Source organism: Streptomyces sp. NPDC048270, from assembly GCF_040652335.1.
Taxonomy (GTDB): domain Bacteria; phylum Actinomycetota; class Actinomycetes; order Streptomycetales; family Streptomycetaceae; genus Streptomyces.
The window spans coordinates 1-19,030 of sequence record NZ_JBEZLV010000037.1; the positions used below are offsets into that span (position 1 = coordinate 1).

Annotated in this window: 18 protein-coding genes; 15 read left to right on the forward strand and 3 right to left on the reverse strand. The window is 69.3% G+C overall.

Features of this window, described 5'->3' with window-relative positions; translation table 11 throughout:
* Positions 1-619: 619 nt before the first annotated feature.
* The 15 genes from AB0D66_RS26960 to AB0D66_RS27030 all read left to right on the forward strand — a co-directional run bounded on the left by AB0D66_RS26960 (position 620) and on the right by AB0D66_RS27030 (position 14,850).
* Entirely contained in the window at positions 620-3,193 is a 2,574-nt protein-coding gene (locus AB0D66_RS26960) for a Helicase associated domain protein (RefSeq protein ID WP_362308640.1), read from the forward strand.
* Positions 3,180-3,986, forward strand: a complete 807-nt coding sequence (locus AB0D66_RS26965) for a hypothetical protein (RefSeq protein ID WP_362308643.1) — start codon at positions 3,180-3,182, stop codon at positions 3,984-3,986. Before AB0D66_RS26960 ends, AB0D66_RS26965 begins: the two co-directional genes overlap by 14 nt.
* Positions 3,987-4,523: 537 nt before the next feature.
* Complete coding sequence (locus AB0D66_RS26970; protein WP_362308646.1) at positions 4,524-4,865, forward strand: hypothetical protein; 342 nt, start codon at positions 4,524-4,526, stop codon at positions 4,863-4,865.
* 289 nt (positions 4,866-5,154) lie between these two features.
* The gene (locus AB0D66_RS26975) at positions 5,155-5,589 is read left to right on the forward strand and encodes a hypothetical protein (RefSeq protein WP_362308649.1); all 435 of its coding nucleotides are present in this window, start codon (positions 5,155-5,157) and stop codon (positions 5,587-5,589) included.
* A 276-nt stretch (positions 5,590-5,865) separates the two neighbouring features.
* Positions 5,866-6,789: a hypothetical protein gene (locus AB0D66_RS26980; RefSeq protein ID WP_362308652.1), complete on the forward strand. Its 924-nt coding sequence runs from the start codon at positions 5,866-5,868 to the stop codon at positions 6,787-6,789.
* Between the two features lie 17 nt (positions 6,790-6,806).
* Positions 6,807-7,373, forward strand: a complete 567-nt coding sequence (locus AB0D66_RS26985; RefSeq protein WP_362308655.1) for a hypothetical protein — start codon at positions 6,807-6,809, stop codon at positions 7,371-7,373.
* A gap of 277 nt (positions 7,374-7,650) precedes the next feature.
* On the forward strand, positions 7,651-8,196 hold the full coding sequence (locus tag AB0D66_RS26990; RefSeq protein ID WP_362308658.1) for a DUF6192 family protein: 546 nt from the start codon (positions 7,651-7,653) through the stop codon (positions 8,194-8,196).
* A 257-nt stretch (positions 8,197-8,453) separates the two neighbouring features.
* Positions 8,454-9,371 carry a DUF6192 family protein gene (locus tag AB0D66_RS26995; RefSeq protein ID WP_362308819.1) on the forward strand — a complete coding sequence of 306 codons (918 nt, stop codon included), beginning with the start codon at positions 8,454-8,456 and terminating at the stop codon, positions 9,369-9,371.
* Between the two features lie 187 nt (positions 9,372-9,558).
* On the forward strand, positions 9,559-10,062 hold the full coding sequence (locus AB0D66_RS27000) for a hypothetical protein (protein ID WP_362308661.1): 504 nt from the start codon (positions 9,559-9,561) through the stop codon (positions 10,060-10,062).
* Between the two features lie 1,309 nt (positions 10,063-11,371).
* Entirely contained in the window at positions 11,372-11,758 is a 387-nt protein-coding gene (locus AB0D66_RS27005; RefSeq protein WP_362308664.1) for a hypothetical protein, read from the forward strand.
* Entirely contained in the window at positions 11,755-12,240 is a 486-nt protein-coding gene (locus AB0D66_RS27010; protein ID WP_362308667.1) for a hypothetical protein, read from the forward strand. Before AB0D66_RS27005 ends, AB0D66_RS27010 begins: the two co-directional genes overlap by 4 nt.
* 39 nt (positions 12,241-12,279) lie before the next feature.
* A complete protein-coding gene (locus tag AB0D66_RS27015) occupies positions 12,280-12,843 on the forward strand; it encodes a hypothetical protein (protein ID WP_362308669.1) in 564 nt (187 codons plus the stop codon).
* Entirely contained in the window at positions 12,816-13,856 is a 1,041-nt protein-coding gene (locus tag AB0D66_RS27020) for a hypothetical protein (RefSeq protein ID WP_362308672.1), read from the forward strand. The genes AB0D66_RS27015 and AB0D66_RS27020 overlap by 28 nt, the downstream gene beginning before the upstream one ends.
* Positions 13,850-14,308, forward strand: a complete 459-nt coding sequence (locus tag AB0D66_RS27025) for a hypothetical protein (protein ID WP_362308675.1) — start codon at positions 13,850-13,852, stop codon at positions 14,306-14,308. Before AB0D66_RS27020 ends, AB0D66_RS27025 begins: the two co-directional genes overlap by 7 nt.
* Positions 14,254-14,850: an ATP/GTP-binding protein gene (locus AB0D66_RS27030; protein WP_362308678.1), complete on the forward strand. Its 597-nt coding sequence runs from the start codon at positions 14,254-14,256 to the stop codon at positions 14,848-14,850. Before AB0D66_RS27025 ends, AB0D66_RS27030 begins: the two co-directional genes overlap by 55 nt.
* A 334-nt stretch (positions 14,851-15,184) precedes the next feature.
* On the opposite strand, the gene AB0D66_RS27035 is transcribed toward AB0D66_RS27030, so the two are convergent.
* Genes AB0D66_RS27035 through AB0D66_RS27045 form a run of 3 tightly spaced genes read right to left on the reverse strand, consistent with a single transcriptional unit; the run spans position 15,185 to position 18,798 of the window.
* Positions 15,185-16,426, reverse strand: a complete 1,242-nt coding sequence (locus tag AB0D66_RS27035) for a hypothetical protein (RefSeq protein ID WP_362308681.1) — start codon at positions 16,424-16,426, stop codon at positions 15,185-15,187.
* Positions 16,426-17,208: an ATP-binding protein gene (locus tag AB0D66_RS27040; RefSeq protein WP_362308684.1), complete on the reverse strand. Its 783-nt coding sequence runs from the start codon at positions 17,206-17,208 to the stop codon at positions 16,426-16,428. Before AB0D66_RS27040 ends, AB0D66_RS27035 begins: the two co-directional genes overlap by 1 nt.
* 6 nt (positions 17,209-17,214) lie before the next feature.
* Positions 17,215-18,798: a Mu transposase C-terminal domain-containing protein gene (locus AB0D66_RS27045; protein WP_362308686.1), complete on the reverse strand. Its 1,584-nt coding sequence runs from the start codon at positions 18,796-18,798 to the stop codon at positions 17,215-17,217.
* Positions 18,799-19,030: the final 232 nt, after the last annotated feature.

Below are 19,030 nucleotides of genomic sequence, written 5' to 3' on the forward strand. Positions count from 1 at the left end.
GTTGGCGTCGGTCTGCTCGGGGTGGCGGATGAAACGTACCGCCATGACGCCGAGCAGGATCGGCACGAGCAGATCCAGTCGTCCGACCCGCGGAGCGGGTACCTACGCGCTGCGCGCGTAGGAGCGGAACCGCTTCGCTGCGCTCAGCGGGGCCCGGCTTCGCCGGGCCAGGGCCGGCCTTCGGCCGGGGGTCCTGCGCTGCGCTTCGGACTGCCCGGGTTCCGCTGCGCTCCACCCGGGCGGGCCCGCTTCGCGGGCCAGAGAGGCTTTCGCGCAAGCGCGGAAGCTGACCCCGTTTCACGGGGTTCGGGCCTTCGGCCCGTTGGGGTGTCCGCTGCGCTTCCACCCCGGCCCTTCCGGCTGCGCCTCCAGGTCCAGGGCCGCTTCGCGGTCCCGGCTGGCGGCAGCGGAGGGGCTGGGCGGTCTGTCGAGCGCGGCCCCGGGGGCTTCCGTCAGAGCCATCCTGCCCGGATCGGCTTCGTGTCATGCCCGTTCGCGGTACAGTCATCAGTATGCATCAGGCTGGATATGATGCGTGTAGCTGTGTAGGATCCCGAGAAAACCTTGACCCCCTCCGCTGGCGGGTTTTTTCCGCCACTTCGCTTCAGTGGAGTGCCGAATGCAGAAGTCTGGTGACATCGTCCTTCGTCCTCACCAGGAGGAAGCGGTGGAGGCGATTGTCCGGGGACTGGATATTCCGCCCGGGAAACGGATTACGGAGACCGGTCTGCGGGCCACAGTGGTAGCTGCCTGCGGGACCGGGAAGACGTTCATCGCCGCTGCGGCAGCGCTCCGTCTGGCCCGGAACGGGCGGGTCTTGGTATTGCTGCCGACGCTGGATCTGCTGACGCAGACGGCCCGTGAATGGCGGCTCGCCGGCCACACCGGGCCCGCGGTCGCGGTGTGCTCGCTGGAGGACGACCACGCCCTGCGGGCCCTGGGCATGCGCGCCACGACGTCGCCGCCGCAGCTCGGGCTGTGGCACGGCCGGGGTCCCGTCACCGTCTACGCCACCTACGCCTCCCTCCCGGTCCTCGCCGAAGCCCACGAGGGCGCGTACGGGTTGCCGATGGACGTCTTCGACCTCGTGGTCGTCGACGAGGCGCACCGGACTTCGGGGTCGGCGGGGAAGGCGTGGGCGGACATCCACCACCAGGAGGTCATCCCGGCGATGCGCCGGCTCTACATGACGGCCACGCCCCGGATCTGGAAGGAGCGGCCGCCGCGGTCGCGGGCGGAGCAGGAGCTGTACGAGGCGCAGGTGGCCGTCGTGGACGAGGAGACACCTGGTCGGACGCGGCGGGTGTGGAACCGGCTCCCGAAGGAGCTCGCGTGTTCGATGGACGACGAGAGCGTGTTCGGGCCCGTCGTCTACGAGCTGTCGCTGGCGTCGGCGATCTCGCGGGGGCTTTTGGCGAGGTATCAGATCGTCGTCGCCGAGCTGACCGACCCCGTCGTCACGCCGAAGCGGCTGGTCAGCGAGGAGCGGCACGAGGAACCGCTGCGGGGCCAGAGGCTGGCTGCGACGCAGACCGCCCTGCTGGAGACCATGGCCGCCCACGGTCTCCAGACGACGATCACCTTCCACCACCGCACGGTCGAGGCGGAGGCCTTCGCGGCCGGGCTGCCTCGGGTCGCGGCCCGGCTCCACGCCGTGGATCCGGAGCGGCACCCCGAGCGGGTGTGGTCGGGGTGGCTGTGCGGGGAGCACGAGGGCGCCCACCGCCAGTCGGTGCTGGCCGACTTCGGGCGCCGGGCCGGGCGCGCCGTCCTGTCGAACTGCCGGGTCCTGGGTGAGGGAGTCGACATCCGAGCGACCGACTCGGTTGCCCTGATCGACCCGAAGGGATCGGCTGTGGACATCGTCCAGGCGATCGGCCGGGCGCTTCGGCAGAAACCGGGTCAGGGCAAGATGGCGACGCTGATCGTTCCGGTATTTTTGGCGGAGGACGAGAAGCCGCAGGACATGCTTACCTCGAACTCGTATCACCCTCTTATTCGGGTTTTGGAAGGTCTTCGGGCGCACGATGAAAAGGCCGTGGAAATGCTGGCCATCCCGCAGGAGAACCAGAAACGGGTTGTCGATCCGTCGCTGCCGGTCGGTCCGGAGCCCGCCGAGGGCGAGCCGGATAACCGGCTGCTGCTCCGGTTCGCAACCCCCCGCGACCCCGAGCTGATCGCGAAGTGGATCAGCTACAAGGTCATCAACACCGAGCGGCAGGACTGGAATCGGGGCGTCGAGGCCGCGTACCGCTACCGGCAGCGCGAGGAGCACCTGGACGTCCCGTACGAGCACGCCGAGGGCGCGTACCCGCTGGGACGGTGGCTCTCCGACCAGCGCCGCGTATACCGGGCGGGGCAGATGACCGGGGACCGGGCGGCCGAGCTGGAAAAGCTGGGCATCGTCTGGGACACAGCCGACGCCGCGTTCGCCGAGAACCTCGCCGCCGCGCGCGCCTACTACGAGCTCCACGGGACCCTCGCCGCCCCGCGACACGCGACCGCCCTGGACAAAGCCGTGGGGCAGTGGCTCACCAACGTCCGGCGCCCCGGCGGGCTGGGAAAGGACCCCGACCGCGCCCGCCGGCGGACCCAGGAGCTCACGGCCGTCGATCCGGACTGGAACCCCCGCGAGCTGGGGTGGACGGTCGACTGGCAACGGCACTACGCCTACCTCGCCCAGCTCCTCACAAGCGGCGCCCAGCTCGCCGACATCGTGCCCGGGGTCACCCTGCACGGCGAAGACATCGGACGCTGGCTCGCCACCCAACGCCGGGACTTCAACCAGCTCAACAAGGAGCAGCAGCGCAGACTCGGCAAGCTGGGCGTGAAGAAGGCCGTACGGGGGCGTAAGGCGCTCGGCAAGGCTGCCGTGGCGTCCGGGTCCGGCGCGGGCGGCGGGGCGTTCCAGAAGGGGCTGGAGGCCCTGGCGCAGTACGTCGCGCGGGAGGGGCGGCTGCCGGGACGCGGCGTAGTGCAGGTCTTGGCCGACGGGGCCGAGCACCGCACCGGGATCTGGATCGGGAACCAGAAAGCCCGCCGCGGACGGCTCAACGCCGCCCAGCTCGCCGCCCTGGCTGAGCTGGGCGTGGACTGGGCACGAACAGGACGGGAGAGTCATCCCTCCCGTCGGGCGGCGAAGACCGGGGCGTTGTCAGTGGCGTGTGGACAATCAGGTTATGGACAGACGTGAGCGGGGACTGCTGGCCGAGATCGAGCAGGGAGCCCTGGACGAGTCCAGGCCGCTTGCCCACGTACTGCGCAAGTGTGTCGTGCTCGGTGGTCGCAGCAGCTCGGCCGGACTCCGCGAGTGGGCCACCCGCGAGCTCCGTGGGTACGACGGGGTAGCCACGCAGGACCTGCCCGGCTACCGGCGTATTCCCGCGCCGATCCAGATCAACGCGCTCACCGGACCGAATTCGATCCGCGGTCAGCGGGTGAGCCCGAACGAACTGCCCGAGTTCGCCCGCGGGGAGGTGAGGGAGGAAGTAGCCCTGCGCCATGGCATCGGCGAGATCGAAGCACTCGTTCAACGATGCAGAGACGAAGGGGAGCATGCCCGCCTGGGCATCCCGGGCGGGCTGGAACTCACCCGGCTCATGGACTCCGCCTCGGGCAACCCGTTCCAGCGCATCACCGACATCTACTGGTCCGTTTCCCCCGCCGCCCTACACGGACTGGTCGACCAAGTGCGTACGACTGTCGTCGAGCTCGTGGCAGAGCTGCGCGCAGCCATGCCGGAAGACCAGCAGATCCCCACGCCCGACCAGATGGACCATGCCCTCCACGTCGTTGTCCACGGAGACCGTGCCCGCATCAACGTCACAGCCGCGCAGTCCTCGGGCAGCGCCAGCAGCAGCGTCGGACAGCCCCAGGACAACGAAGGCCCCTTCTGGACCACAGGACGACGCCTGGGCGCGGGAATCGTGGGCCTGGCCACCCTGATCGGCACCGTCGCGGCCGTCTGGCCCCTCCTCTCCCGCTGAAGAGCTCACGGCTCACACGGGCCCCCTGCTGGTCCGTCACGGGCCGTCGGCACCCACACCGGCCGCCCGCCGGCCCGTCCGGTCCGCCGCGCCGTAGTGCCGAAGCAGCCCCGCACGCCGCCCAGATGGGCGATACTGGCTGTAGCTCCGGCATGCCCACAACAGGGCCCGGCAGACCAGCAAGCAGAGAAGGGCGGTGCGGCAGAGGTTCAGATGAATCGGCTCAGGGGATTTACAAGCATTCTTTTTGTTAGCGACTGCATATAGTCCGCCCTGCCCAAAAAGCCGAAGAAAACCTCCCCCGCGAAAACCGCACGACAATTCTTCTGAAACGGGCCCCGGGCAAAACTCCGCCCTCCAAGGGTCAGACAACCCTGCCGTAGAACGCAACCGGCCCGCCCCGTGGCGGCGCCGGCCCTCGGCATGCCCGCACACCCGGGCACACGTACACCGCCTCTCCCCCTCCAAGCCGGCGCCGTCCGGCCTGTTCAGGCATGAGGCGGCGCGGCCGCTGGATGCCAGAAAGGCATCCAGCCCATGAACACGCCCTCCCTGAGCCCCGTGACCGGCCTTCTCGCCGGGCTGCCCGCCGCCCTCGCGACACTCGGCGGCGGCGCCCCCTGGTGGGCCGTGGGAGCGGTCCTCGTCACGGCTTACCTCGCCGTTCCCCTCACCGGCATGATCCTCGACCACACGCGTCAACGAAAGGGAGATCTCGTCGATGAAAGGTTCGCAGCCACACTGGACGAAATATCCGACCCCGAAAAGAGAATCCAAGCCATCATCAATTACCGCCAGGCGACAGCGGCCCCCCAACCCGAACCGCCCCCGGGCACCGGTGGCACACAAGACACCAGCCACACAGCGGCCCCCACATGACCAACGGCGCGTGCAGAGGAGAAGCAGCCGGCGAGGAGCGCTGAAGGATCCGGTCGGGCCCTTCCTCCCGTCGCAGCCCCACCGGGAGTGCCAGGTGAGGCAAAGGCGCGCTTGGGGGCCGGCCTCTCCACGGCGTGGCCGGACTCGCCTCGCACCTGACCGACGGCGCGTCACCAGCAGCGCCACGAGGTCCGGGTGGAGACTGGGTTCCAGGTCAGGCTGGACAGGGCGATCCGCGTCGCGAACCGCCGCCGGGGGACGAGAGCTGCCGATCGGACAGGGCTGAGGTATGCAGTCGGATGAGCCGGATGGGTTCGAGGAGGACGCCGACGAGAGCGGCGAGCCGTTCGTGGACACCTGCGACGAGTGCGGCCGGGCCCTGCGTCTGGGACTGTACGAGGGCGACGACCCCTTGCTGACGGTGCTGCCCGACTCCTCGGCGATCTACCGGGACAACCCGCGAAACGACGGCAAGCGCATGGTCATGGTCTGCTCGGCCGAGTGCCTGCGGAAGATCAAAGAACGCCTTGGCCGACGGCCGTTCGACGACCGGGAAGTATGGGCGGGCAAGATCGTCCGAGCCCTCATGGTCCACCAGTGGAAGCTGCGTCCTGACGAGCTGGAACAGGAGACACACCTCGAGCCCCGGCAGATCGCGGCAGGCATCGCCTGGCTGAAGGAACACCTCCACCAGCCGCCACCCGGTTCAACGGACCGCCTCTGACCAGAACGCCGGGTTACCGGCGTGGACCGCCAACCAGAAACAACGCCGCAACCGTGTCCGCTCCGGCCTTCTCACCGTCCACACCCAACTCGTCACCAAACAGTCATAGAGGGCAAAGCGTGAATAAGTTCGGAAAGTGGTTGTTATAGGGGACACGGATCTGCAGCCTCCGGCGTCCGCCTACGATCTTTTCCAGAAATGTCAGCCGGGCAGCTGAAAGGCGGGCCAGCCCGGCGGTGGGACTGGAGGGGGTGGGTCTTGGCCACGCTGAACCACATGAAGGAACGCACGGTCGGCTTCTACGAGGTCGTGATCGTCAAAGAGGGGGAGGCCCAGCGGATCCCCCGCCCCATGGACTGGGACGGGGCTCTCGCCGACCTGGCACTGGCCCCTGTCGCAGGCCGGACCTACGAGGGCGATTCGCGGATCGTGGGCACCACCTTCCCCTACAACATGGAGGACCACCTGCTCCTGCACCGGGTGAAGGACGCCGGTGAATGGCTGTCGGTCATCAACTTCGACACCGGCGACCTCCGCGAGCTCGAGCAGTCGGCGCACGAGGGCTACCTCGACACCTCCGTGGTCTGCTTCCTGCCGTTCGGCAACGTCGTGGGCATCATGCAGGGCGGTGTATCGGCCCCCAGCCACAAGACCCTCGAGGCCTGGCTCAACGGCACCCAGATGTTCCCGGACCACCAGTTCCAGCTGCGCCCCGTCGTCGCGCACTCCGAAATCAAGAAGCTCAAGACCGCCGTGGGGGCCAGCCGCGTCGAGGTGAAGGTCATGGGCAACAAAATGGGCGCACTGCACGAGGGGCAATCGGGCGGTCTCGCCCAGCTCCTGCGCGTCGCCGGGAAGACCTACGGAGAGATCAGCGTCACGATGGTCATCTCCGTGCCCAGAGGCAAAGAGCTCAAGGAGCACCGCGAGCTCCTGCTGGCCGACCTCGCAGAGATCTCCGATGTCGTCACCGGCGCAGAACGGGCACGGGCACGGCTTGTGTACTCAGACCCCGGCGGCCCGGAGCAGACCCGTCTCGTCGAGCTGGTCGAGCACAGCATCACGGCCAAGAAGCGGGTGCCGGCCACGGACGCGGAGGGCAACTCGATCCGGATCGTGTCAGCGGTGGATGCCATCCTGGCAGCAGCGGCCGAGCACCAGGACGCGCTCCGGCTCGCGGTGGACGCGGGGCCTTCATGACCTAGGCGGGGGATCGTGTGAGTGTCGTCACGAGCATCATCGACAGGTGGGCCGTGCGCGCTTGGGTCGACCACCTGGCCGCGGTTGCGGCCGTCGGCCTGCACATTCTCCTCATCCGGGCAACCGGATCGGGAGACTGGCTCACCTGGATCGGCGCCACCCAGCGCACGGACATGTACGCCGCCGCCACAGGTGCCGTCTCGGCCCTCGGCGGACTCAGCACCATCGCCATCGCCATCTACACCGCCGGCACCGGCCGACGGCTGCGAACGGTCCGCCGGCAGCATCCCGGAGATCTCAGGCGGATCTGGCGCAGCCTGCTGCAGGGCACCGCACTGGCCTGCGCCCTGATCCTGACCGCTTTCTCACTCGATCGGGACAAAGACCCCCTGTCCGCCCGCTTCATCTTCGAATACGCGATGGCCTTCGCCGCCCTGCGCTTCGCCCGGTTCGTCTGGCTCTTCGACAACATCATGGCCATCTCCGACGCGGACCTGGGGGAAGAGACCGCGACCGCGGCCGTACCCGCACGCGACCCCAACTGGCTCCAGCGCCGCCAGCACCAGCACGACAACCGCCCCTAGCTGACAGTCAAAGAGCGCGCTGGGCAGCGGCCCGTCGTCCAGGGTGAAGTCTGGGCGGGAAAATCGCATGGGCACTCGCAGCCCATAGAGCCGGAACAGATCACGGCAGGAATCGCTGTCTGAAGGAGCCCCCCATCCGATTCAGGAGATGGCCGCAGACCGGAAGGTCAGGGTACGGACGAGGCATAGAGTGGTTTACATACCGGCTTCGCGTGCTGTCCAGGACCCTGCTGCCCAGCAGCACCAGTGTGGTGACACACCGATGAGGAGGCTCCTCATGGACGGCAGGCCATTCCCCGACGGCTGCACGAAGGACGAAACGGCAGCCCTTCGCCGGCGAGGGACGGAAGCTGTCCGGAAACAGTCCGGCTTGCGATTCGCCTTGGGGGACCTCGTGATCGAGGTCCTCACCAGGCTTCCCCGGGGCCACGGTGAAGTCGGCCAAACCATTGAGACGCTCGCCCATCAGATCGGTATACCTGCCAGTACCCTCCGGAAGTACTACGACGTTGCAAGGCAATGGCCGGCGGCCAAACGGCGACCGGACGTCTGCTGGAGCGTCCACGAACGGCTCGCCTACATCCCCAGCCGCTTCACCCTGATCAAGACAGACCCCTACGACCCGATCTCCCAGGAGAACCACTGGACGGTCAACGAGGCTGAGAAGGTGGGTCGTGCAGCCCCCAGCACACCGGCCACTCCACAGGAACATCTGGCCAAGGCCAAGCAACTCCTGAGCAGCGACAAAGACACCGCCGAAGCGGTGCCAGCAGCTCGACCTATCCGCCCGGCAAGGCCGCCGACGCCCACAGACGGCGGATGAAGTCAGCAGCGACACCGCGCTCCTCGTTGCCGGTCCGGCCCCTGCGGGGCAGAAGCTTGGGCAAGCACAGGTCCCATGCCGCAACTCCGTGCGCCGCTCCCGACAACCCCGATCCCGGTGGCCAGGGCCCGACGGAATCCGGCCCCCAATCGGGCGTAAAGTGATTTATAGGCAGCTTTTGCGGGCTGTCAAGGACTGCGCTGCCCCCTAGGCAGCAATGTTCGGGCACGCGAGTGAGGAGGCTCCTCGTGGCAACCATGACTCTCCCCGACGGCTACACGAAGGCCGAATGGCAGCCCATCGTCCGCAAGGGACTGAAGCTGATCAAAGGGCAGTCCAGCTACCAGTTCTCCTTGGGTGACCTCGTGGTCGAGGCACTCACCGGCCACCCCCGGGGCCACGGCGAAGTGACCCAGGTCGTCGAGATCCTCGCTCACCAGATCGGCATCCCGGCCAACACCCTGCAGACCTATTACAAGGTCGCGATGCAGTGGCCGGAGGCCAAACGGCGACCGGACGTCTGCTGGACCGTCCACGAGCGCCTCGCCTATGTGCGCAGCCGCTACATCCTGATCAAGAAGGACCCGTACGACCCGTTCTCGAAGGAGAACCGCTGGACGGTCAACGAGGCCGAGAAGATCGGCCGGAGCGCGCCGCATACTCCGACCAACGCAGAGGAGCGGCTGGCCAAGACCCGGCGGCTGCTGCACCGTGACGAGGACGCGGCCGACGCGGTCAAGGAGATGCTCAGTCGGCCCGACGTCCGCAGCCGGGTCATCGCGGATCCTCGTGCGCGGCACCTGCTGCGGGAAGCGCAGTACGAGCACTGGCGGCAGGTCGACCGTGAAACTGAGGCAGAGGCCGAGCTCGCTCCAGCCGACGACGCGGCCGAGATCGAGGAGATCGTCGAGGCCGCGCCACCGGTGGTCGGCAAGGAAGCTCCCCTGGAAATCCTGCGGCTGATCGGGGCCTTCGCATCGTTCTTCGTCTCCCTGCAGCGGATCATCCCCGAGATCCACACCCAGGACTACAACGAGGACACCAAGGCCGCCGTGCTCGACAACGTCCACAAGACGCGGATGCTTCTCGACTGGTGCGAGAGCGCGATAACAACAGGCCGTACGGACATGGACAAGGGGCTGGCCAGGCTCCTGGAGAACGAGGGAGGTGAGTAGGACCGCCTGCAAGCCGCCGAGTGGCGGCCGTCAGCGGGCAGCCCGTTGAAGGCGGCTGATCGAGCCCCTTCCCGGGTGGAGCTGGGACCGGAACGCCATTCGCCCCTGCGGGCGCGCCATGGCGGATCCGCGACCGCTTCCGCGGGAGGGAAAGCCCGTACCGGCCGGCAGGAGGAAGGTGAGCAGCGTGGCTACACAGCGCCGCCAGGCGGCGCACGACACGGGAGAGGACATCTGGAACCGGGTCGCCAAGGCACACGACGACGGCCTGTCCAGGACGGATGCCATCGGCCGTAACACGCCGGCCCAGTTCGAGCGCGGTAAGGCCTGGATCCGCGACCACCAGTGCGCCAACAAGAAGACGGGTTTCGTGCTGGTGCACGGCCGCTACATCGCGACCAACAACACCGACATGAGCAAGCTGTACGCATCCCTGCGGCTGCACAGTCTGGAGAAGCAGGCCACCCGCATCTACAGGTGCTGCCTGGCCAACCTGCCGCCCGAGGCGCACAACGACCTGGCGGTCATGCTGCTGGTCAAGACGTGCAATGACATCCTCGCCGCGCTGAAGTTTCTCGAGGATGCGGGCTTTTCCCCGCAGGCGGCAGCTGAGGCTGCCCAGGCCCGACCCAAGGCGTCCGCGGCATCGGGAAGGGGCCGCAAGACGCCGGGTACCGCAGGAAGGCGGTGACTCTCAAAGGGGAACGAACCGGGCCCACGGGAAGGGTGGGCCCGGCCCGCACATTGAGCGTCATCGCGAGCAGCCCCCGCCGCAAGCCGAAGCCGCCGCCCGTCACACCCCCGAGCCGAAAAACAGCAGGCGGTCTACTGACGTGCGTCGGCCGCAGAACACACCGGGACTGGTTGGCCGATGCACATAGGCCCAGTCGGCCAGGGATAAGTTGGGGCGGCCCGGTGGTACTGCTGCCCCCAGAGCTCCTGGGCACCGGGCCTCACCCGCGCACGCCATATCGGCACGGGCTGACCCGACCATAGCCGGGACCTGTCCGGCACCGCGACAGCCTGTTCATCGCTTGTATGCGGGCATGATGATCAACGCCTCGGGCTGTCGCGGCGTTCACCGGCGTGGAGCAGCCAATAGTCCCGGTGCTGCCGAAAGGGGCGGCCCTGACACCTGGCGCTGGCACCGCCGCGCGCGATGCGGCCGCCCCCGTAGCGGCAGATGCGGGGGGCGGAACGCGTCGGGTGTCAGGGCCAGGGACCGGCCCCTGGGGACTCGGGGGAACATTCCCAGGGGCGGTGTGCACCCGGTCATTCAACGAGCGCACGCGCAGGTGGTTGCGTGATGGCCGCCTGAAGCTGTCCTCCCGCCGAGTCCGGGTACGACAGCCCCGTGCGGCCGACCGGTCACTGCCCTCCCGGTGAGTACCAGCAGGCGCGCGGCCGGTGCCCTGGGGGAGCACCGGCCCCGCGCCGGGACCGAGCGGTCGTGGCCTTCGGTATGGAGATGCAGCGAGCCCCGTGGGGGGGTAGCAGAGCCGGGAGGTGGGTCGGGCCAGGCCGGGCGGTGTTCACCACAGGGTGTGATCCGGTCTATCTGCGCAGTGCGCAGGTAGACCGAGCCGTTTCACTAGGCGCAAGGGTGGCCTGCTGACGGCGGGCTGCCGGGTTCGGCAGAGGGGGCCTGGTGCATCCGCGCCATGTGGACGTGCGGTTCGTTGGTCCGGACGGGGCCGTGGTCCAAAGGCCGTGGCGGACGGCAGCCGCAGAGCTGCGCCTCATGGAATGCCCGATGGTGCGCGGTTTCCCGCTGCGGCGGGGGCGCCGGCTGGCCCCCGGGTGGTGGTGGTCGGCCACCACAGGCCGTCTGGTGGGGTACGGGAGCGCGGCGATGCGGGACGCGGTCAGATGCTGGATCAGGATCCGCGGGTGACAGGCATGGTGTGCCGTCCGGTGGAGTTCGTATGGGAGGAACAGGGCCGGATCGTCACCCACGCCCCCGACCTGGCCGTGACGTCTCCGGCGGGGGCATGCATCTGATGGACTGCCCTGGGACCGGTGGTCCGCCCGAGCGGCTGGCGGGCCGGGCGCGGGTGGTGGGGGCCTGTGCGCAGGAGGCGGGCTGGGAGCACCGGTTCGCGGATGCCGCGGACCCGGTGGTCCTGGCCAACGGGCGCTGGCTGTCGGTCTACCGGCATCCCCGGTGCTCGGCGGGTATCTCCCCCGCCCGGCTACGCCAGACGTTCGCATCGCCCATCGCGCTGGGCGAGGGCGCGCTGCGGCTCGGGGACCCCATCGCAACGCTGCCGGCCGTCTACCACGGACTGTGGCACGGCCTGCTGAACATGGGTTGGGAGCGTCCTCTCGGCGAGGAGACCCTCGTGAGCGCTGTGCCGGGCGGGCGGCGGAAGCGACCGGGGCGGTGAAGCGGCCCGCGGGCGTACTCGAGGTCGGGGACCGGATCCGGTTCGAGGGCCGAATCCACGTCCTGGCCGGTCTGGACGGACCGCGCTGCCGGCTGATCGCCGACGAAGGCGCGGACGTGCAGGTGCTCCTGCTCACCCAGGTGCTCGGTGCACAAGGCTTCGCCGTCCTGGAACACTCCCGGCCGGGGCCGCGGCGGGTGCCGGCCTTGGGCCCGCTCGACGGACTGGGCCCAGCGGTTCGCGACAAGGCTGTGGCCTGGGAGCGGCACATCCGGGAAGTCGAGACCGGACACGCCGACCCCGCCCCCAAGGGTCCGCCCCGCAACGGGTACGACCCGGCGGTGTGCGGGCTCGCCGAACGGGAGGCGGCCAAGGCCGCCGAGCTGACCGCGCGCGGGGAACCGGTCAGCGTGGCCACCGTGCGCCGGATGCGTGCCCGCTACCGCGAGCAGGGGGTCTGGGGGCTCGTCGACGGCCGGTGAAAGCGGAAACGATCGGTGTTCGGGGGTGCCGATCCGCGCGTGATTGCCGCAGTCAAGCAGGCGCTGGAGGAGCAGCGGGGGCGCTCGAGTGGGACGTTGAGCCGACTGCGGCGCCAGGTGGACTGGCTGCTGCAGGACGCCCACGGGACCGGGACCGTGCTGGTGCCGCCGGCGACCACGTTCAACCGGCTGGTACGGGCCGTCGCCGAGCAGGAGGGCTTGGCGCTGACAGCTGCCGAAGAGCGGCGGCGCGCGTCCCGGCCCCTGCCGGTTTTCACGCCGAGCGTCGCGACGCTGCCCGGGGAACTGGTGATGTTGGACAGCACCCTGCTGGACGTGATGGTCGTGTGCGAGGACGGGCGGGGAAGGCGGCCGGAGCTGACGATGGCGGTGGACGTGGCCACCCGCAGCATCACCGCGGCCGTCCTGCGGCCCAAGGGCACCAAGGCAGCGGACGCGGCCGTGCTCCTGGCCCAGACACTGGTCCCGCATCCCATGCGGCCCACCTGGCCGGACTACCTGTCCATGGCCGCCTCCGTCATCCCCACACCCGGCTCGTCTCCATCGACGCCCGCATGCAGGCAGCGGCGGCCAGGCCGGTGATCCGGCCGGCGACGGTGGTGATCGACCAGGGCAAGGTGTTCGTCTCCCGCTGCTTCCTCGCCGCCGCCGAACATCTGGGAATCACCTCCAGCCGTGCCCGCCCCGCGTCCGGGTATGCCAAGGGGCACGTGGAACGGGGCTTCGGGGCGATCGGCACCCTGTTCGCGCAGTACGTCGCCGGATACACCGGAAACCACCTCGCGGCGCGTGGCGGCAGAGTGGAGAACGAAGCGTGCTGGACGCTGCCCCAGCTGCAGGACCTGCTGGACGAATGGATCGTCTGCGGCTGGCAGGAACGACGCCACGAACGGCTGCGGCACCCGCTCAAGCCCCGCCTGACACTCACCCCCAACGAGATGTGGGCCGCGCTGACCGCCGTCGCCGGACACGTACCCGTGCCCCTGACCGCAGCGGACTGGATCGAACTGCTGCCCTCCAGACGGTGCGCGATCGGTGACGAGGGCATCCGCTTCGAGTACCGCACCTACGACAGCCGGGCGCTGAACAAGCACCGGCACCGATCCACCGCGGCGGACGGCAAGTGGGAAGTCCACCACAACCCCTACGAGCCGTGGCGGTGCTGGGTAAGGCTCCCTGACGGCTGGGAGCCAGCCGACTGGATCCACCAGGGTCTGGTATCCAAGCCGTTCACCGACACCGCCTGGCGCCACATCCGCAGCGTGGTCACACGGCGCACACACCGGGCCGAACACGAAGAACACCTCGCCCGCCACCTGGACGAACTCCTACGCCGCGCCCACACCGGCCAAACAGGCGCCAAGAACCCCAGCAGGGCCAGTAGCGCCGGCAATCTCGCCGGCGTCCCGGACCGGCACGCGGAAGCCAAGCGCACACGAGAGCGGAACGCGGACGCAGACCCGCCCAACAGCCTCGCCGAGCAGTTCCCACGCGCGGACGGGGGCACCTTCCCCACCTCGGACTCGGATCCCGCCGACCTATCGGCCGGGGCCTGGAACATCTTCGACGCGCACCAGGAGGCACAGCAGTGGTGACACACGCCGGCCGCCAGACGCCCGACGATCCGTACGCGTCACCGAGCACGTGGCGCGAGTGGACACGGTTCGTCGACAGCGACCCGCCGTGCCTGCCCGGGACCGGCCCCTGGAGTGCCGAGGAACGCCTGGACTACCACTCCCGGTTCGTGATCCTCTCCACCCCCACCATGGCCAAGATCTCCCTCACCCTGCGCCGGCTGATGATCCTCAACCGGCGGCACAACGGCACCGCCCGGCGAGGACTGCTCATCTCCGGGCCGCCCACCACCGGGAAGACCACCACCCTGCAGCAGCTCGGCCGGTCCTTCCACCTCGCCGACCGGACCCGCCACACCGGCCCCGACGAGCGCCTGCCCGTGGTGTTTCTTTCCGTCCCCCCGGCAGCGACCCCGAAATGCTCGTCTCCGAGCTGGCCCGGTTCCTCGACCTGCCGATCACCACGAGCATGAACCAGGCCCGCATCACCGACATCGTCTGCGCCACCCTTATCGACCTGCGCACCAGGCTGGTCCTGGTCGACGACGTCCACCTCCTCAACACCCGCACCCGCAACGGCGCCGAGACCTCCGACCAGATGAAACACCTCAGCGAACGCATCCCTGCCACGTTCGTCTACGCGGGCGTCGCCCTCGACGCCTCACCCCTGCTGACCGGAGTCCGCGGCGCCCAGATCGCCGGCCGGTTCAAAACCGTCGCCAACCCGCCCCTGCCCCACGGCAGCCCCGCCCAGCGCACCGCCTGGGAAGGACTGATCCAGGGCATGGACCAGGCGCTGCGACTGGAAGCCCACCGCAAAGGCGCACTGGTACGCCACGCCCCCTACCTCCACCACCGCACCGGCGGCCGCATCGGAAGCCTGTCCGCCCTCGTACGGGAAGCAGCGATCGCCGCCATCCTCAACGGCAGCGAGAACATCACCAAACGGCTCCTCGACGACATCGACCTCGACGAACTCGCCGAACACACCCACAGGCCCCCCAGGCGGCGCTGACATGCCCCGCCCCCTGCCGCAGATGTCCCACCGGGCCCTGTTTCCCATCAGCCCGCTGGCCTTCGAGACCAACGCCTCGTTCGTCGAACGCCTCGCCAGAGCGCACCACCTCACAACGACCGAGCTCCTCAACGGGCTGCGCATACGCCGCCCCAAGATCTCCCCGGACCGCCACCGGATCCACGGCCCTCACGCCCCCGCCGAGCACAACCCCAGACCAGAACCTAGACAACTGCCCAAATTCACTGACCGGCGACACTCGGTGAAGCTGCGAAGTCCCTGGTGAACACCGAGTGGGGCCGCAGGGTTCGGCTTCTCCTGCTCTCGTCCCGGGCTACAGGGATGACTCCATCAGCCAGTGTGGGGCCTGGAGTTCGCGCAGGCCGTAGTCAGGGGGCAGCCATCCCTTCTTCCTCCTGTCGATGGTCCTCTGAGTGTGAGGAGGCGGGTAGGGGCAGCCGCACATCCGCTCAGGTTCAGGCGCGGCCCAGGGCCGTCGGTAGTGGACGGTGCACACAGGCCAGACCGTCTCCTGGTGCGGTTTCGGTGCCGGCGTCGTGCCTTTACGACGCCGGCGTTTGGGGCGTGGTGGCTGGGGCGGGCGCAGCTTGCAGCTCTCGGCGAAGGCGGTCAGCGGCGGTAGGCCGGTGCTTCCCAGCGGATCGGTGAAGAGCGGACCGTTGGTGCCCGCCTTGAGCCTCCAGATAAGGGCTGCGGCTTGCAGCAGGGGGCGGGCCCACGTGGGGACGGGGTGGGTCATGCAGCCCCGGCGGAGGTCACGGTCGTGAAGCGTGACGGTCGAGCCGTCCAGGGCCAAGTCGTGGACGTGGACCGTATCGAGCTGGGTGGTGCAGGCCGCGGTGAACACCGCCGTGGCGAGCTGGGCAGCCAGGTACGGATGCGCGGTAGCCCGGTGAAGCCGCCAGGCGACCTCCGCCTCGGTGAGGGAAGGCATCACTGGCGGGAAGAAGTCCCGTTCGGCCGCCATGGGCGCGCACTGGCAGGGGTTGGCCGGCTCATCGTCGGCGATGAGGGTGGTCAGGGCCGGCAGTGCGATCCAGCGGTTCGCCAGCGGGCGCAGCGGCCCAGGCGCCTGCCGGCCCGGGGTGGCTGGCTCGGGCGCGGGAAGCAACGCGGATGCCTCGGTGATGGTGTGCTCCACCTGCTGCAGTTCGCGCTCCAGGAAGGCGCGCAGGGCGCGGTGGTGGCAGACAAGGACCAGCCGTACCCCCGTGCGTCGGCGCAGGGCGAGGAGGTCTTTGAACCGGTGCGGGGTCAGGAGATGTGCGCGCAGGAGGGTGAGGTGGGTGATGGGGGTGGCGAGGATCCAGGCGGCGGCGATCGACCAGGCCGGGGCGGTATCGAGCTGGCGGTAGCCGTCCAGGGGGACGGGCTTGCCCAGGGCGGCGAGGATGTCGTAGGCGAGCGTGATGGCGGAGTCGGTGCCCGGGGTGGGGTGTACGGTGACGCGTCCGTCGTCGGGGGCGTGGGACGCCAGGGCGGCGCGGGTATGGATCACGTCGTCGTAGGGATCCAGGACCACGGTGACCGGTGGCGGGTTCGGGCAGTGCAGCATCAGGCCGCCGCTCGGTGGCTCAGCTTGCTGTAGGCCCAGCGCAGCAAGTCCTCGTCCACGCGTCCGCGTCCGGACTCCTTCATCCCGGCGGTGAGATGGTGGGTGATCTTCGCCCAGGCCCGGAAGTTCCCGTGGGCCGCTTCCTGGTCGCACAAGGCGATCAGATCCGGGTCGGAGTCGGCCCAGATCGGGTGGAAGGCCGGGACGACGGCCAGGACCTCGTCCAGCGGCATCCGGTCGATCTCCTGCCATGCGTACACCCTCGACTCCAGCATCGGCTCGCTCTGCAGCATCTCGAAGCAACCGTTGCCGCCGGTGAAAACGATGGTGAGGTCGGAGTCGGCGTCATCCCAGAGGTAGCGCAGGTACTCGAAGCACATCTTGGACAGCCACTGGGCCTCATCGCAGACCAGGACGTGCGGTTCCTCCAGAGCGCCGCGCAGCATGCGGTCGAACTCAATCGCATGAGAGGGCGGACGGCCCTGCAGGCCCAGGGCGTGGAACAGCTCGTGGCGCAGGTCCCGGGTGGAGGGGCGCGCGCGGAACTGGATCCGGCGGGTGAGCTTCGGCGCGAGCTCGCGAAGCGAGGCGTTGACCGCGAAGGACTTGCCGTTGCCCGCCTGCCCGTAAATGCAGATCATCGCCTTGGCCTCGATCGCGGCCCGGATGTTCTCCCGGGCCGTGAGCAGCGCCCGAGTGGAGACCACCTGGGCGCCCGGCAGGCGCATGAAGTGGTCCTCCCGCTCCCTGGGCAGGCGTCCCCTGCGTTCAGCGGTAGCCATCTGCTGTCACTCCTTGCTGCCCGAACCGGGCTCGGTGTCCGTCGTGTCGGCCGGCACCACGGTGCCGGGGCCGCGCTTCGGGGCGCAGGAGGTACCAGGACGCGGACGGGGCCGTGCCCAGCCCGCTGGCGGCTCCCGCGGAGGGATCAGGTCCGGCAGCGCGCGGGCCGCCAGATCCACAGCCTGAGCCCGGACGATCTCGGCCCGCGCCTCGCTCGAGGTCTCCGTGCGCCGCCGGCCCGGCACAGCTGCAGTTGTGATGGCGGTGTAGCGGGTGCGGCGCAGCTTCTCGGCCGCTTTCAGGTCCGCTTTCAGCGCTCTGGCCCTGCTCTCACGGACCCGGGACAGGGCGCGGCGCTGATCCGGCGTCGCGGCCTCGGCGAGATAGGCGCTGCCCAGATGCCGGCCCCAGCCCTCGGTAGAGAACACCTCGATCCGCCCGTCAAAGTGCGGCAGATACCGCAGCCTCACCCTCGTACCGACATGGCCGGCCATCCAGTCCGCGATGTAGGCGCGGCGCCGCCAGGAGACCCCGTTCGTGGTGATCTTCCGGATCCGGCCGTCGTCCTCCAGCGCGAAGAACGCCAACCGCTCCTCCGGAACGTCCTCAACGGGTGCCGGGTCCGCCTCCCAGGCCTGCGCGGGCGTACGGCCGTTGGTAAGGCCGGCCGGGCGGTGCTCGGTGTTCCACCAGGCCACCCAGTCCAGCAAAACCTTCACGAAGTCGGGGTAGGGCAGCAGGTCCTCCACCAGGTCGGGCCGGTACGCCTGTGCGGGCCGGGCGCGGCGGGTGTACCCGGGCAAGGAGACCAGCAGCATCTCCTCCACCGCGCCGTTGAGCGCCTCGATGGTGCCCTTCCGATAGGGCTTGTAGGCCGGCAGATCATCCACCGGAACAGCGAAAGCGCCCAACGCCCGCGACACCGCCTTCGACAGGAAGTCCTTGCCCCGATCCACCCGCACCCGGCCCGGCAGACCCCCGAACGGCCCGTACGGCTCGGTGCGGCTGATCCCGGTGCGCAGCGCGGCCAGGACCGCGTCCCGGGCCGGCTGATGCGGGGTGATGGCCACCCCCACGATCACCTTCGACGCGACATCGATGAACCACGTCACCCACGGACACACCACCACCCCATCCAGGCTCACCCGGACCGGGATCCGCTTGTGATCCCCCTCCCAACACGCGTTGCGATGCGTCGGCGGGCACTTGCCGTACACATCAAACCGGCGACGCGCCGCCTCCCCGCCCTTCAACCCCGCACGCTCCCCCGCCGACAAATCCTGACGCACGACACGCTGCAGAGCCCGAAGAGAAGGAACCGAGACCGGGGTACCCGCCGCCTCAGCAGCCTCGGCGGTCAGTTCTCGGTGCACCGCGGCCACGTTCCCGCCCCACACCGCCAGACGTGCACGCAGATCCGCACTCACACCGACCCGTGACGGAATCCGTGCGGAGAGCCGGCCCTCACGCCGGGCCACCGCCACCCAGCTCCACACCGTCCGAAGCGACACCCCCAGGGCACTGGCGACCAAACGCACGTGCGCCGTGGTCAGCTCACCCCGTAAATCCAGCTCCATCAGGCGCGCCATCGCCCCCTCACGCCCCACACCCGACCGCCACCGCGACACGTCCTCGCCGGCAGGAACTTGATCGGACACCCCTCACCCCCCAGCCGGAACCCCGCGCCATGCGGCTGTCCACACCCGAGGCTGTCCATCCCGACACGCCGGTCAGGCCAACACAAACGAGCGAAACGAGAGGATCGGAGTTGCCGTACGAATGTGATCACCTCACTACGCCGGCGGCGTGACAGGACATCCA